Below are 14,660 nucleotides of genomic sequence, written 5' to 3' on the forward strand. Positions count from 1 at the left end.
TCAAGGTTTGCGAACGACCGGCGCGTCGCCGATCGCGATGTCGGGGAAGAGTTCGTTGCGAACGATCTGGTGGCCTTCCTTGTGGTGCGTCGAACGCACCGCGTCCATCACCTTGACCAGCTTGTCGTACTGCGTGTCAGGCTCGGCCAGCACGCTGGCGTCACGCTGGTCCGGGAACTTCAGCTTGATTTGGGTGATGAGCGCATTCAGTGCAACCAGATCAGGCGCATTGCCGCTCGTATTGGCGATGCGCTGGATCAGCCCGCCGATGCGGTCTCCCACTTCGATGGCATCCGGGCGGATCACCACTTCGAGTTTCAGTTGGTCGACCTGCAGTTGCTCGGCGGCCCCCGTGCTCTGTGCCGGCAGGCTCATGTCCACGACCGCCAGGCGGGTGAACACGGCCGTCGACAGCAGGAACGGCACCAGAACCACGATCAGGTTCAGGAAAGCCGAGATCTCCAGCGCCGCTGGGTGTTTCTTGAGGCGTCGAACGCGCATGACGCGAGCCCTTTAGCGGAAGTGAGTTAGCGGTTCGGGTGCTCGGGCGCGATGCGTTGCATCAGGTTCAGGAAGCTGATCTTGGCGGCTTCCAGGCCGTCGACGATCTCGCTGGTGCGCGATTGCAGGAACGCGTGGATCAGCAGGAACGGGATGGCCACCATCAGTGCGAACGCGGTGTTGTTCATCGCGATCGAGATCGAGGCCGACAGCATCTCGGCCTTCTCGGCCGGGTTCACCTGGGCCACCGCCGTGAACGCCTTGATCAGGCCCATGATCGTGCCCAACAGGCCGACCAGCGTGATCACGTTGGCGAAGGTGGCGATGTAGTGGGTGCGGCGCTCCAGGCGAGGCACGATTTCCATCATGCCCTCTTCCATCGCGGCATCCAGGTCTTCGCGGCGGCGCGAGGTCTGCAAACGGGTGAGGCCATGGGTGACGATGTTGCCGATGGCCGAATCCGAACGCGACGCCGTGCCCAGCACTTCCTTCAGTTGGCCACCTTGCAGCATGGGCAGCATCTGGGCCCATTCACGTTTGTTCTGGGTGCGAGCACGGCGCAGGAACAACCAGCGTTCGATGGCGATCGACAGGCCCATCGCCAGGATGATCAGGCTGGGGTAGATGAACAAGCCGCAGTCCCTGAAGAACTTCACGACCATGTCAAAAGTAATCATCTCAATCTTCTCCGAGAGGCCACGTGGGCAAGGGCAGGAACAAGGGAACGAACAGACGGGTCAGTTCAACGACACCGTCAGGGTTTGGGGGTGGCAGCCGCGGCCGGCGCTGGATGCAACGCCGCGTCGTACTGCATCTGGCGGCGGAAGACTTCGCGATCCACCGGCGCCAGCGCTTCATCGAGCACGCTCACCGTCGGACGGCCAGCCAGCTCACCGGGCAAGGGCTTCTTCCACGGCACGATGTAGAGAACCTTCGGCAGCTCGCGGTTGCCGATGATCTGGGTCTTGTCGAGGTCTGCCCGGTCTTCGGCATGCACGCTCAGGGCGGCAGTGCCGGCGAGCGCAAGCAACAGTAAAGCTCGTCTCATGGCTTGTCCTTCGGCGAAGAGGCCGCGGCCGCCGCTGCAGGCGCTGCCGGGGCCGGTTTGGCGCGGGTCTTGACGTCAGCCACCCATTTCGTGACGGCGGGGTCACCCGCCGGCGTCAGCGCGAGGTAGCGGCTGTAGAGCGCCAGCGCCTCGTCCGGGTGGTTCAGGTACAGGTCATGCAGGACGCCCAGATTGAGGCTGGCCGGCGCGTAGTTGGCATCTGCAGCGATGGCGGCTTCATAGGCCTCACGCGCCTTGCCGAACTCGCCCTTCTGGCGCAACGCAATCGCCTGGTTGTTCAGCTGTGCGGCCTTGGACGGGCCGTTGTCCGCCCGCTCGGCCTTGCCCCAACGTCCGGGCCGCAGCTCGCGCAGTGCGGTGAAGCTCTTTTGCACCCACTCGTCGTAGATGCCATCTGCTGTCCGCTTGGCGTTCACCTCGTGCAGCTCGATGGCCTTTTCTTCGAACGGGAAGGCCTGCTCTTCCAGCAGCACGTTGTACTGCTCCAGCTCAAGCTTGCTCAGCTTTTTCGGGCGCTGCGAACCGAGCAGCGATTTGCCGAAGTCCTGGTACAGGGCGCCGATCTGGTAGGTGGAAGCGGTCACCACCTCCGCCACACCGTAATCCGCCGCCACCGAATAGGCCTTCAGTGTCTCTTCGAGCTTCGTCTTCTTCAGCTTGAGCTGCTTTTGCAGCGGCTCCACCAGTTGCACCTGCGCGTAGCTGGCGCGTACTGGCTCGGCCATCGCGAGCGCCGCCATGGCGCCCAGCGTCTTCGTGCGGCCGGTCCGGGCGCTGCCACCGGCCTGATCGGCCTGGAAGATCTCCTTCTGCAAGGCCAGCGCACGGGCTGCGTTGCCTTCGGCCTGCGCGAGCTTGACCAACCGGTAGCGCGCCTCGACAGCGGGCTCCAGCGGCGCCGGGTACTGGCGCAGGTAACGCTCGTACGCCGTGGCCGAAGCCTTGCGGGCCGAGGCGGTGCCGCCTTGCGCCGCCTTCTCGTACATCTCCGCTGCCTGCCACTGGGCCGATCGCGCGAGCTCAGGGTCTTTCTGCACCGAGGCCAGACGCTCGTATTCGGCCGCCGCCGGGGCCCACTGGCCCAGCTCGGTGTAGGCCAATGCGAGCTTGGCCGTCACGTCGTCGGCGAGCTGGTGCTTGGGGAAGCGCTGCCGGAAGTCTTCCAGCGTGCGCGCTGCACCAGCCCAGTCTTTCATGGCGATCTGCGAGGCGGCAGCGTCGTACTGCGCCGCAGTGCGCACCGCGGAATTCGGTGCCACCTGGGCCACCCGGGCGAAATGGCCGGCTGCGTCCTGGTTGGCCCCTGCACTGCGAGCGGCTTCACCTTGCTTGTAGATGGCGGCCGCCATGCGTTCGGTCAACTCGGTGCGCGAGGCGTCCTTCTCCGGCGTCAGCGCCAGCACTTCCGCGTAGGCCTTTTCGGCGCGGTCGAAGGCGTTCGCCTCGAAGGCCGTATGAGCCACCACCGTCCATGCCACCTTGCGCAGCGCCGGCGCTGCGGGCGGTTGGCTCGCCAGCACCTGCTGGGCCACCGCAGCGGCCTTGTCGCCTTCACCCAGCACGTAGAGCTTGTCGGCCGCATTGGTCAGCACCGGTGCGGCCCGGCTGTCGTTGGGGTTGGCCTGGGCGAAACGCAGCGAGCTGTCCACGGCGGTCCGCTGCAGCGCCGTCACGGCCGCAGTATTGCCTTCGGCACGCGCACGCTTGTCCTGCTCGGCGTAGGCCAGCAGTGCGGCGTAGCCCGCATCGGCACTTTGCGGGTGCGGCGGGTACTTGTAGGCCGAGGTCTCGTATTCGGCCGCCGCGGCGGCGAATTGTTTGTCCTCGAACAGCAGCTCGGCCAGCAGGAAATGGTTGCGCGGTGCGGCAGCGTCGTCGGGGAAGCCGTCCAGCAGGTCGCGATACCAGCGCACCGCCTCTTGCACATCGGCGGTCGCGTGCGTCTTCTGCGCGCTGGCGTGGTAGCGGGTGGCCAGCTCGGTGAGGTGGGTCTTGACCAGCGGCTGTGCGCGCTCCCAGCCCTCGGGGTTGGCCTTGCGGAACTCGCTGCCGACGCCGTAGCGTCCGACGTACTCCTTCTTGGATTCGAGCGCCAGCGAATCGAAGCCCGACTGCTGCTGGATCTCGATCACACGCGCTTGCATCAGAGGTGCTTGCGCATGCAGCGGCTGCCGACGTGCGAAGGCATTCAGCGCGTCAGCAGCGTCCTTTGGACGGTCTTGCTTCAGGTACAGCGCCGACAGCTGCTCATAGACACGGAACTCGTAAGTCTTGCGGACATCGCTGTCGATGTAGGCCGGGACCGACTCGGCACCCTTGAGGTTCTCCAGCGAGAGGCTGCTCACGCGGAAGGTGTCTTCGACCAGCTCACGGTCGGCGCGGGTCAGCGCTTCGATCTTCTCCAGCTCGTCGTCGCTCTGCAGAGAGCCCAGCTTCAGGTCGAGGACACCGAAGAACGACGCCAGCGCCTCTTCGAGACGGCCTTGCTTGAAGACCGACCAGCCATGCATGTAGAGCGCTCGGTCGCGGTAGACGCTGTCGGGCTTCTTCAGGACGATCGCATACGCCTGCTCGGCAGCGGCGTAGTTGCGTGCCGTGAAGAGCAACTCGCCGCGGCGGAACTGGGCCTCGTCGAGGTAGCGTGTGTCGGGGTACTGTTTGACCAGTTGGTCGAGCGTCTTCAGCGCGACCTCCAGCTCGCCCCCCTGCTCATGGGCGCGGGCCAGTTGGTAGTAGACGCGGTCGTTGTCAGGGTCCTTCGGGTAGGCCTTGAGGTAGTCCTGATAGCGCTGGATCGCCGCCTTGTAGTCGGGGTCCGGAGCCGCGCCTGCCTGGGCATTGGCCGCCTTGGCATCGGCCGAGTCCATGGCGAGATCGCCGAGGCGGCGCATGGCCTGGGGCCGTTGCGGCGCGTTCGGTGCCGCCGCCAGGAAACGGTTGTAGGCGTCGATCGCCTGGTCTTCATTGCCGGCGATACCGCCGTCCGGCGCGACCTTGTACTCGCGGCCAGCCAGGGTCTTCAGCGTCGGCGCGTCGTCGGCGTTGTCCTGGCGCTTGTGGGCGCAGGCGGACAGCCCCAGCGCCGCTGCCAGCAGCGTCAGGCGGAACAGCGGGGTTCGCATCTCAGGGCTTCGCATCGGAGCCCCCTTGTTGCGGCGCCTTGGCATCGGCCGGCGGCTGGTCTGCCAGCATGGCGTCGCCCGGTTTCTGAGTCGCGCGGTCGTACAGCTGGGCCACGGCGTAACGTGCTTGGTTGGTGTAGCCGACCAAGCGCTCCTGCTGCGCCTGGAGGGACACCACGGCGGTGTCCTGCAGGGCCTGCTGCTGCTCGGTGGTCAGGGCGGCCACTCGGGGTTGGAGCGCCTGGATGCGCGCGGAGAGCTCGTTCAGGCGTGCAGCAAACGCATCGAACTTGGCCGGCTCATCGCGTTGCGCGGCCTCGAGCTTGGCATCGTGCTCGCGCACCTCAGCCAGGCGACGATCGGTTTCACGCAGGGCCTTCTCGGTCGACCAACGGCGCTCAGGCAGAGCCTGGGCCAGTTGCCAGGTCAATGCACCGGACACGCGGCGCAGCCGCTCGGCAGTGGAATCCACATCCATCTCGGCCTTCACGGCGTCGCCGCCTTCGGCCATCAGCTTCTCGGCGCCCGCGATCTTGGCCTGCTGGGCCCGTTCGGTGGCGTTGGCGTAAGCCACGCCATCGGCGGCGGCATCGGCGGCCTGGAATTCAGCGAACAGCGCATCGCGCTGGCGTTGCAGGGTATCGACACGCAGTTCAGAGGCTTGCTGACGGACCTGCGGCAGCCGCTCGGTGAACGCCTTGCGGCGGTTGTCCAGCATGTCGCCGTAGATGCCGAGCTTGTCCTGCCACTCGGTCAGGTTGTGGCTGAGGAAGTTCAGGTCGCGGTAGTTTTTGAACGCTTCCTGGAACTCATGCCCCGCCAGCACCGGTGCCAGATGGCCTTGGTGCGGCATTTCGGGCAACTGGGTGATGGGAAGGAACCATCCCATGTCTTCGGCCGGGTTGCGCTCGGTGAGCCCACGCACCAGATCGCCCGCACGGATGGCGGCAATGGATTCGTCGAGCGCCTTGTGCTCCTGGTCGTAGGCGGAAATCGCCTCCTGGTAGCGCGCCAGCGCCTGTCCATAGGCACCCAGCTCGGCCAGGGCATACGGCACGGCAATGCGCGCTTCGAGCACCGCCGGGTCGCTCGGGTCGCGGCCGGCCAGCTCCATCCACGGCACCAGGGCTTGGGCGGGCTTCTTTTGCTCAGCAGCCGCCCAGCCGAAGCCCAGCAGCGCCTTGTTCGAGTGCGCACCTTCCAGCCTCACACGCTCCAGTGCCTTCGCCGCACCCTCGGCATCGCCCTGGGTCAGCGCCGTGAAGCCGAGTGCCACGTTGGCCTGGTCGCGCAGGGCGCGAAGCTCTTCGCTGAACATCGGCGAGCGACCGAGTTCATCCAGCAGCGCACGCCCGCCTTCCACGTCGCCGCTGCGAATCAGCGCGACGCCCAGGTTGAAGCGGGCGTAAGCCGGCGCGGTGCTGACCGGCGGCTGGTTGGTGTTGCCGAAGTTGAAGGTCACCGCATCCATCAGCCAACTGCCGATGCGGCTGAAGAAGCCAGGCTTGGGCGGCTCAGGCTCACCCTTGGCACGCGGCTTGGTTTCCGGAGCCGGTGGGCGAGCCAGCAGTGCGCGCAACGATTGGGCAGCGCCCGCGGCATCGCCCAACGCCAGTTGAATCTGACCCGCCAGGAGTGAGCGTTCGTCTTCCAACGCGCCCGGCAGCGCGTGCTCGATGTTGGCCAGCGCCTGCGCGGCCTCGTCGAGGCTGCCGCGCTGGTAGCGGATCTTGGCCAGGTAGTACCAGGCCCGGTCACGCACCGCCGGCTCGGCACCGCGCTCGATCAGCTTGGAGAAGATCTCGCCGGCTTCGCGATGCAGCCCATAGCCCAGCAACAGGCCACCGCGCAGCACCTCGGCCTCATCCTCATGCCTCGGCAGCCTTTCGAACTGCTGCGACACCATCAGCCCCGTCAACGCCGGGAACGGACGATCCTGGAAGAAGTAGAACAGCACATCGCCGTAATGCGGTGCCTTGATCGAATGGTCGGGCTTGGGCGGCTCGGCGGCCTGCGCCGCGGCAGCAGCCAAGCCCAACATCGCCACGACGCCGGCCTTCAACCAAGTGGCGTGCGCGGATCCGGCTTCGCCGGTCCGCTGCGCGAGCCCCCGTGGGGGGCAGCGACCGGAGGGAGCGTGGGGGTAAATCACTGCCAGACTTTGACGTCGAATTCGGGCTGGAGCTTGGCCAGCTTGTCCTTGATGCGCAGCTCGATGTACTTGGGCTCGGCGCCCTTGTCGAACTTCAGCGTGGTGGCGCGCTTGTAGTCGCGGGTGTGCGGGCCCTGGCCCGTGAAGAAGGCCGTGATCTCGTGCGGCCCGGTCTTCAGGTTGCCCACATAGACGCGCTGCACACCACCACGGTGCAGGGCCGCCACTTCAGCGGGCGTGTACAGGTACTCGGCGATCATCTTGTCGTCGAGCTTGATCTGCACCGATTCGAGCGAGAACAGCTTGCCCACATCCATCGACACGAACAGGGCCACCTGCGTGCTCGCGGGGAAGAGTAGCTCTTCCTCGAGCGCGAGCAGGTCACGATTGAGCTTGATCACGTCGGCCTTGACGTCCTGGACACGGCTGTCCAGGCCGACATCGGGCGCGCTGGCAGCAGCCGGCGGCACCGCTGCGGCCGGCGCTGACGCGGCGGCCACCGGCGCCGGCGCGGCTGGTGCATCGGCCGCCGAGGCGGGGGTGACGAAGGCCAGCCAGGCGAAGCTGGCGATGGCAGCGGCGGCGCGCAGAGGATTCAGCGAAAACATGCCGGGGTCTCGATCTTTAGAAATTGGCCGTCAGGTACAGCTGCAGCAGCGCACCGTTGAATGCATAAGCCTTGCCAGTGCGGAAATCGGTGAAGTCCTTGTAGTCGAACCGCACGTACTCCAGCGAACCGCTGAGCTTGATGTCGTACTGGCCGGGCACCTTGGCGTATTCGTAGGTCGCCCGTCCGCCCAGAGCCCAGCTGTTGAAGGTGCCCAGCTGCCGGTTGCGGGTGATGTACTTCGTTTCCTCCTGGGCGTTGTCGCTGTAAAACAGCGCCGCGCTCTGGTGGTTGAAGCGCAGCCAGGTGTCCGCCAACCACTTGTCGCCGAAGTAGCGGCTGTATCCGCCTTCTACCGTGTGGGCCTTGATGGCCCAGTTGTCCCAGTAGTAGCGGTAGTCAACATGCATCGAGTGCCGCTGGCCCGCACCCCAGCTGCCGTCCTTGAACCAGTCGCTGATGTCACCCAGCACGCGGAACTTCAAGGCGCGTGCCGAGCGCGTGCGCGGAACCTCTTCGGGCACGAAAGCCCCGAAGACGCGTGCCGGCCGGTAGGCACTGCCCAGGAAACCCTTGTCGGCCAGGATCTCGTAGTTGGCGCTCGCCAGCCAGCGTGAGGTCACGATCTGCGTGGCACCCACCCGGTACTGCCAGTGCTTGGCGTGGTCGAAGAAGCCTTCTTCGCCCTTTCGACCCACGGCATCGTGGCCCTCGGTGAAGCCGAGGTTCACGGTGGTCATGCCACTGAGCAGTTCCTGCGACACATCGACGCCGAAGGTCTGCGCGATGTAGTCGGGTTCTTTGCCACTGCTGGCAGTGACGCGGATGAGCGAGTCGCGCACGGCGTAGTCGATGCCGAGGTCCAACTGCTGCCGCGTTTCGCTGTATTTGCTGGCGGTGGTCACCACGTCGATCGAGGCGTTGCTGACCGCATCGACGTAGTAGGTGGCCGACAGGGACAAGGTGTCGTACAGACTCTTGCGGATCAGCACCGCCGGCCCGGCGGCCAGCACGCCACCGCCGTCGTACACGTGCAGCATGGCCTCAGCGTGGTCGGGCGGCAGGTCGACCGCCTGCGCGGTACCCGCCACACCACCGAACAGACCGAAAACACGGGCCAGGGCTCTGCCCACCGCCCGAACCCAGTGGTGTGCGCCGATCCGGCCTGGCCGGTCCGCTGCGCGGGTGGCCTCGGCGGGCACGTGGGGGCACTTAGTTGCAGCCACAACCGCCTCCCTGGACGCCGGTGGCACCACGCGCGCCTTCGCGAACGGTGAACACGTGGTCGCGATGGCGCTCGGCCAAGGTGTCGCGGGCCATTTGCATGATGGGGTCGGCCAGACGCTCGCGCTCGTAGGCCTGAACCCACGGCTGCACCGGCGAGCAGCCCTGCAGCAACGCACCGAAGGCGGCCACTGCGCACAGGCCCGCGGCACGCGACACACGTTGGCGATTGAAAGACAAAGTCGACAGATTCACGACGCTCATTCCTTCAGCAAGGCGCGGATCTGCTGGTCGTACTCGAGCTCGGTGCCGCTCTTGTAGCCACGGTTCACGTAGCGCACGCGGCCATCGCGGTCGATCATCACGGTCGAAGGCATCGTCGACAGCTGGTAGAGCTTGCTGATGCGCTTGTCGGTGTCCAGCAGCACCGGGAACTTGACGCCCAGTTGGGTCGCCACGTTGGCGGCGTTGCGCGGGTCTTCGTCGATGTTCACACCCAGCAACGTGAAACCGAGAGGACGGTACTTCTCGAACAGCTTGTTCAGCTGTGGCATTTCTTCGCGGCAGGGGCCGCACCACGTGGCCCAGAAGTTCAGCAACACCACCTTGCCGCGTTGCTCCTGCAAGCGCAGGTTCGGGCCTTCCAAGGTCTTGAGCGTGAAGTCCGGGGCGGGCGACGACGGTGCGATGGCCGCTTGCGCGACGGTCGGCAGGCCCAGCGCGGCAGAGGCCACCCCGGCGGCACCGAGGCCGAGCACATCGCGGCGGGAGAGTTCAGAAAGGCGGGGGCGCATATCGAGGCTCTGGATATTCAGAACAGGAACGACAAGCCGGCGTTCAGCTCGATGTTGTGGGTGGAGTCACGCTTGCCGAGCAGGTCGAGCGTGTAGATGTTGTCGCGCATGTCCACACGCACGGCCAGCCAGTCGGCCATGTACACCTTGATGCCGACGCCGACGTCGATCGTCTTCATGCGCTGGCCGTTGAAACGGGTGGTGCCGCCGCCGGCCAGGATGAAGACCTGGGACGGCATCGCACGGTCGCGCCAGAAGAACACTTCACCCGGCAACACGTTCATGCCGACGTTGAAGTTCGAGTAAATGAGCTTTTCTTCGTTGTCGGTGAAGATGCCACCGGGCAGGATGCGGCGGAACGCCTCGTCGCTGACCGTCGTCTGACCCACCGCACCTTCGACGAAGAAGTCTTCGGTGATGTGATAGGTCGCACGCAGGCCGCCCGCCACGCTGGAGCCGAAGTTCTGTGTCGAATACAGGCCACCGTACAAGCCGACCTCGAAGTCGTTGGACGGGAACTTGGGCAGCTGGATCTCGCGCCGGTCGACCTGCGGCACCACCACCTGCTCGGTGTTGGTCTGCGTCTGGGCCTGGGCGGCAGCCAGCGACGGCAGAGCGAGGGCAGCCACCAAGGCCGCAGTCAAGGTCACGAAGCTTTTGCGCATGGGGAGGACTGGCGTCAGCGGGTAAACGTCAGAAAAGGTCAGAAGTGGAGCGACAAGCCGATGGTTCCGGCCTGGAAGTTCCGGTAGTTCTTGTCGGAAGTGAAGGCGGCATAGCGCGAATAGTCGATGCGCAAGGCCACGCGGCTGGCCAGGTAGTAGCGCCCGCCCAGCGTGAAGATGCCCATGTTGCCGTCGGCCTCTTTGCGATTGACCACGTTCTTGTTGGGTACGTAGTTGTAGTGGCCGACGCCCACGCCCATGAAGGGCGAGAAGCGCTTGTCCGACCAGGGCTCGGACAAGAGGCTGGCCGACCAGAGGGCGATCGTGTAGCTCTGCCCTTGCACATCGGCGCCATTGAGATCGAGGCTCATCGTGTCCGAGAAGCGCCAGCCGGCCCACACCCGCGTGAACGAGGTCTTGGCGGTCGCGCCGTAGCCCACGCCGAGATCGAAGCGCCGGTCAAGAAAGGCCTGCAAGGTCGGGTCCGCCAACTCGAACGGCACGCCATCTTCGGTGACGGTCTGGCGCATCTGCTCGCGCGACACCCAACCCGCCTGGCCGCGCGAGGTGCGCACCTTGAACCAATCGGTATGGCGCAGCTCGATGACCACCCACTCTTCCCGCTCGGCCGCGTAGAAGATCGGGTAGCCGCGGCCGGGGCCGGAACGCATGTCCAGGTAGGGGCCGATCACCCGCACACGCGCCAGCAATTTGCCGGACGGCTCGCTCGGCGCCATGTTCGCCACCGGCGGCGAGGCAGGCGCAGGCGCGGCCTGCACGTCAGGCAGCCCTGCGGACGAGGCGGGTGACTGGTTGGGGGCCTGCTCTTGGGCCCGGAGTGAAAGCGGCAGCAAGACGGACAGTCCGGCCAGCCCGGCGGCGAGTCGGTGGCTCAGATGCATTATTGGGTTCTGCAGGCGCCGGTGTTGGGATCGGGCGGGGTGAACATGCCGTAGGTGGCGGTGCTGAACTCGTCCTGGTCACGGGGTGCCGGGTGCTCGATCCAGAACTGGATCAGCTTGGCATTGGGATCTTCCGCGCTGTCAAAGATCTGGCCACCCCCATGCAGCATGTTCAGAAGCAAGGGCTTTGCCAGCAATCGGCTTTGCGAAGCTTCCCCGGGGATGGTCACCCCCTGGGCCGAGTAGTAGTTTTTGTACATGGCGCTGGCGCGAATCACATCCGGCGTGTTGGCCGGATCGGTGACGTCCAGCGGCGCGGCATCGCGGATCACGCGCAAGGCGCCCCCGGTGCCGTTCGAATCGTCATGGCAGCCACTGCCAGCGCAAGTCGCCGTGCCTGAGCCGCCATGAACCGGCAATTGGGCCAGCAGAATCGGAAAAATGCACCGCTGGAAATACGCATAGGCGAGCTTGCGGCCGGTACCCCCGGGGGGATTCTGCACATCGTCCGGGTTGTCCAGCGGGTTATTGCCGCCACCGCAGGCCACCAGCAGGCCAGCGGCCACCAGACCGGCCGCACCGGCCTTGAACACATTTCTTCGTCGCGCAGGCGAAATCATTTGTTGGGGCAGCCGGTGGCAATCCAGTTGGCGATGGTCGTGTAGTCCGGGCTGCCCACTGGCAACACCGCCTGCGTCTGGCCCGTGGCAGCGGCCGGGTGCGGGATGGTCGACGGGCGTTGCAGCAGGTAGTTCGAAGCCGGCGCGCAGGTGTTCGAGATCATCGTCAGCGTCACGCCGTAGTCACCCTCGGGATCGCCCGTCAGCACGAAGCGATTGTTGCGGAATGTTAGCCCACCATCGCTGCCTGCGGGCTGGTGGCACGCGACACATTTCGCGCGCAGGATCGGCATGACGCGCGCTTCGAAGGTCTCCTCGCTGAGCGTGGTGATCGTGCGCACATTCGGGCCATCGAACGGGTTGTTGTAGTACTGCCCGCCCAGGTCGATCCATTCCGCCACCAAGCGCTTCTCGGCCGCATTGAGCATCGTGGCATGGTTCGGCGCGGTGTTGGGCGGATTCGGGTGCGCGGCACGCGAATCGGCACCTGACAGCAGCGTCTGGCCCGAGAGGATTTCGATCAGGCGGCTCTGCCGCGCCAAGCCCACGGCCCCCCCTTCGCTGGCCATGTTGAACACCAGGGCCGGCAAGCGGTCGATGACCGGCACGCCGTCTTCCAGGTGCGTCACGGGCTTGCCGTTGGCGTCCAGCTTGGGCTCACCGATCAGCAGGCGGTCGTACGACACCAGGCGGCCCGTGCCCGAGTAGGTGGCCGACAGGTCCAGCTTGGTGTCGCCGGCGTTGTGGCAGTTCGTGCAGGTGTTCGCCCCGCGGTCACGCGTCCAGAGCGGCTGGATCTGGTCGGGGTAGTTGATGATGCCGTTGACGGGCGCCGGTGTGGCCAGGCTGCTGTAGCTGATCGCGATCGAGTTGCGCGCCGCCACGCCCTTGCTGGTGTCGGCCCACTCGTCGTTGTAAAGCATGTCGGCGGCCAGCTTCAATGCGGCCGGATCAATGCGGGTGCGGGTCGACGCCATCGTCTCGCCCGACTGGTGCTGGCCCGCCAGCGCCGAGCGCAGGGTGGCCGGCATCGTGTCGGCGATGGTGCCGGAGTTCAGCGCACCGCCACGGCGAGGGCTGTGGCAACCGTCGCAGGTGCGGCGCTCACCCGGGCGAACCTGGATCCAGTTGGTGTGCGTCTGGAAGGCGCGGCCTTGTTCGTCGACCACCGCCAGCAGCACCGGCGTGTCAGCCGGCACATGCAGCTTGAACGAACCGTCCGGCTCGATCGGGGCGTAGCCCAGGATCTGCTGGGGCTCGAAATCCGTTTCGCCGATGGCCTCGCGCAGGCCCATCATCGACGACGGCGGCGCCACCGCGCGCACCGCGCGGACGAAGCGCGCCGGGCCGCAGCGGTACGACGGGTCGGACGGGTCCTTCAACTTCAGGATGTCGGCCACCTGGGCGCGGGTGTCCTGGCTGTCGGTCGGGGTCGTCTTGGGGATGGGGGTGGCGCAACCGTTCTCGCGCTCCACATCAGACAGCACGCCATCGCTCATGCGGCCCAGGCCGTCGGTGTCATAGACGCTGCGCACTTCGAGCAGGCCCAGCCCCTGTTTGGCCAGATCGGCGTCCACCGACGTCGGGTCCACCACATTGGGACCCGGGCGCGTCATGATGGGCACCGGGTCGGTGTACATGTAGCCCTCGGGCGGCGCGGCGACGTTGAGCCAAGTCTGCTTCGCCGGGTCGAACATGTAGATGGCGTAGGGCGGTGGCACGTCGTCCTTCAGCTCGTCGGTTTCCACTTCCGCTTGGCTGCGGTTGTCATCCGACAGGCGCGCCATCTCTTCTTCGGTCAAGGTGGCGCAGGCCACGATCTGCTTGCCGCGGTGCACCTCGCAAGGCCGGTAAGCCAGCAGCACCCGATCGGTGCCGTCCCACAGTGGGAAGGGCGTCGTGACGCGGCCATAGCGCGACAGGCCACGTTCCACGTTCAGCGGCTGCTCGGTGGCATGCGCTTGCCCGCCCTCCTGCGGCACGCTCGGGTTGGCCGGCGTGTTTTGCTCGGAGTAATTGGCCACGTCGACAAAGACAAGGCCGCCCCCTTCGTTGGTGCGCGACAGCGGCATCAACGACGAACTGACAAAGCCCGCGTACTTGCCCTTCGGATCCATGTCGCGCGGGTGCAGGAAGCTGTTGCCCTCGCTGTGGGCACCGTACAGCACGAACATGTCGGTGCCATCGGGCTTCACGCGGAAGATCTTGAAGTGGTTGCGGCCACCCACGTGGTCCCAACGCGAGAACATGATGTCGCCGTTCGGCCGCACCACGGGGTTGCGGTCGTGGCTCTGGTTGAACGAGATCTGCTGGATGTTCGTGCCCTGCGCACTCATGGTGTGCAGGTTGAACACACGCTCGCGCTCGTACTCATCCAGCGCGTAGTAGCTGTGGCCCAACGCCTGGTTGTTCTTGCTCTTGGTCTGGCGGTTCGACGAGAAGACGTAGCCACGGCCGTCAGGCAGATAGGCCGGATCGACATCGTCATCTTCGGTCGAGCTCGTCAGCCGACGGAATTTGCCGGTGGTGAGCGTCGCACCGGTCATGTCGTATTCCCAGATGTTCCAGCGCCCGGTACAGGCCTTGACGCCGTTCACCTGCGAGGTGTTGGAGGTCGGGCACTTGAGCGAGAAGATGATCTTCTTGCCGTTGTACGAGACTTCCGGATCGGACGCATCGCCCTTGCCCTGGGTGATCGAGGCCGTCAGGTTGTGCTCGGCCGCGCCAGGGGCGGAGAGCTCCTTGACCATCAGATCGCCGCCCTCGGCGCTTGGAGCGCCGTTGGTCGGGTTCATGCCGATCGTATTGACACGCTTCACATAAGCGATCGGCACGGCGTTCTCAAGGCTCAGGCTGTCGTCGTCTTCCGACTTGTTGCCGGAACCAGAGCAACCAGGCAGCGCGAACACGGCGGTCAGGCCCAGAACCGCGGCAGCGGCCCAGGCGACGCGGCGCAGAGCCGTCATGGGGGCGTGGGACATCAGGGTCTCCTCGGACAAGGATG

13 protein-coding genes are annotated in these 14,660 nt (G+C 65.8%); all 13 read right to left on the bottom strand.

Annotated features, from left to right (window positions below; translation table 11 throughout):
• Nucleotides 1–501 (bottom strand): biopolymer transporter ExbD, encoded by a 501-nt coding sequence (locus AACH06_RS15265; protein ID WP_341426599.1) that lies wholly within the window; start codon nt 499–501, stop codon nt 1–3.
• Nucleotides 502–527: 26 nt separating this feature from the next.
• On the bottom strand, nt 528–1,178 hold the full coding sequence (locus AACH06_RS15270) for a MotA/TolQ/ExbB proton channel family protein (protein WP_341426600.1): 651 nt from the start codon (nt 1,176–1,178) through the stop codon (nt 528–530).
• Between the two features lie 77 nt (nt 1,179–1,255).
• Nucleotides 1,256–1,549 (bottom strand): hypothetical protein, encoded by a 294-nt coding sequence (locus AACH06_RS15275; RefSeq protein ID WP_341426601.1) that lies wholly within the window; start codon nt 1,547–1,549, stop codon nt 1,256–1,258.
• Nucleotides 1,546–4,692, bottom strand: a complete 3,147-nt coding sequence (locus tag AACH06_RS15280; protein WP_341426602.1) for a tetratricopeptide repeat protein — start codon at nt 4,690–4,692, stop codon at nt 1,546–1,548. Before AACH06_RS15280 ends, AACH06_RS15275 begins: the two co-directional genes overlap by 4 nt.
• A gap of 1 nt (nt 4,693) precedes the next feature.
• Nucleotides 4,694–6,733, bottom strand: coding sequence for a tetratricopeptide repeat protein (locus AACH06_RS15285; protein WP_341426713.1), 2,040 nt, complete (start codon nt 6,731–6,733; stop codon nt 4,694–4,696).
• 107 nt (nt 6,734–6,840) lie between these two features.
• The gene (locus AACH06_RS15290) at nt 6,841–7,452 is read right to left on the bottom strand and encodes an AraC family transcriptional regulator (RefSeq protein WP_341426603.1); all 612 of its coding nucleotides are present in this window, start codon (nt 7,450–7,452) and stop codon (nt 6,841–6,843) included.
• A 16-nt stretch (nt 7,453–7,468) separates the two neighbouring features.
• On the bottom strand, nt 7,469–8,584 hold the full coding sequence (locus tag AACH06_RS15295; protein WP_341426604.1) for a DUF3570 domain-containing protein: 1,116 nt from the start codon (nt 8,582–8,584) through the stop codon (nt 7,469–7,471).
• Nucleotides 8,585–8,663: 79 nt separating this feature from the next.
• Entirely contained in the window at nt 8,664–8,930 is a 267-nt protein-coding gene (locus AACH06_RS15300; protein ID WP_341426606.1) for a DUF4266 domain-containing protein, read from the bottom strand.
• Nucleotides 8,931–8,935: 5 nt separating this feature from the next.
• On the bottom strand, nt 8,936–9,469 hold the full coding sequence (locus AACH06_RS15305) for a redoxin family protein (protein WP_341426607.1): 534 nt from the start codon (nt 9,467–9,469) through the stop codon (nt 8,936–8,938).
• Between the two features lie 17 nt (nt 9,470–9,486).
• Nucleotides 9,487–10,134, bottom strand: coding sequence for an outer membrane beta-barrel domain-containing protein (locus AACH06_RS15310; protein ID WP_341426608.1), 648 nt, complete (start codon nt 10,132–10,134; stop codon nt 9,487–9,489).
• 38 nt (nt 10,135–10,172) lie between these two features.
• A complete protein-coding gene (locus AACH06_RS15315; RefSeq protein ID WP_341426609.1) occupies nt 10,173–11,036 on the bottom strand; it encodes an SH3 domain-containing protein in 864 nt (287 codons plus the stop codon).
• Nucleotides 11,036–11,656: a hypothetical protein gene (locus AACH06_RS15320; RefSeq protein ID WP_341426610.1), complete on the bottom strand. Its 621-nt coding sequence runs from the start codon at nt 11,654–11,656 to the stop codon at nt 11,036–11,038. Before AACH06_RS15320 ends, AACH06_RS15315 begins: the two co-directional genes overlap by 1 nt.
• The gene (locus AACH06_RS15325) at nt 11,653–14,637 is read right to left on the bottom strand and encodes an HzsA-related protein (protein WP_341426611.1); all 2,985 of its coding nucleotides are present in this window, start codon (nt 14,635–14,637) and stop codon (nt 11,653–11,655) included. Before AACH06_RS15325 ends, AACH06_RS15320 begins: the two co-directional genes overlap by 4 nt.
• Nucleotides 14,638–14,660: the final 23 nt, after the last annotated feature.

Source organism: Ideonella lacteola (assembly GCF_038066555.1).
Lineage (GTDB): Bacteria > Pseudomonadota > Gammaproteobacteria > Burkholderiales > Burkholderiaceae_C > Ideonella > Ideonella lacteola.

Coding starts and splice junctions, on each gene's coding strand:
- AACH06_RS15265 (WP_341426599.1), bottom strand. CDS start 501: ATGCGCGTTCGACGCCTCAAGAAACACCCAGCGGCGCTGGAGATCTCG.
- AACH06_RS15270 (WP_341426600.1), bottom strand. CDS start 1,178: ATGATTACTTTTGACATGGTCGTGAAGTTCTTCAGGGACTGCGGCTTG.
- AACH06_RS15275 (WP_341426601.1), bottom strand. CDS start 1,549: ATGAGACGAGCTTTACTGTTGCTTGCGCTCGCCGGCACTGCCGCCCTG.
- AACH06_RS15280 (WP_341426602.1), bottom strand. CDS start 4,692: ATGCGAACCCCGCTGTTCCGCCTGACGCTGCTGGCAGCGGCGCTGGGG.
- AACH06_RS15285 (WP_341426713.1), bottom strand. CDS start 6,733: ATGTTGGGCTTGGCTGCTGCCGCGGCGCAGGCCGCCGAGCCGCCCAAG.
- AACH06_RS15290 (WP_341426603.1), bottom strand. CDS start 7,452: ATGTTTTCGCTGAATCCTCTGCGCGCCGCCGCTGCCATCGCCAGCTTC.
- AACH06_RS15305 (WP_341426607.1), bottom strand. CDS start 9,469: ATGCGCCCCCGCCTTTCTGAACTCTCCCGCCGCGATGTGCTCGGCCTC.
- AACH06_RS15310 (WP_341426608.1), bottom strand. CDS start 10,134: ATGCGCAAAAGCTTCGTGACCTTGACTGCGGCCTTGGTGGCTGCCCTC.
- AACH06_RS15315 (WP_341426609.1), bottom strand. CDS start 11,036: ATGCATCTGAGCCACCGACTCGCCGCCGGGCTGGCCGGACTGTCCGTC.
- AACH06_RS15320 (WP_341426610.1), bottom strand. CDS start 11,656: ATGATTTCGCCTGCGCGACGAAGAAATGTGTTCAAGGCCGGTGCGGCC.
- AACH06_RS15325 (WP_341426611.1), bottom strand. CDS start 14,637: ATGTCCCACGCCCCCATGACGGCTCTGCGCCGCGTCGCCTGGGCCGCT.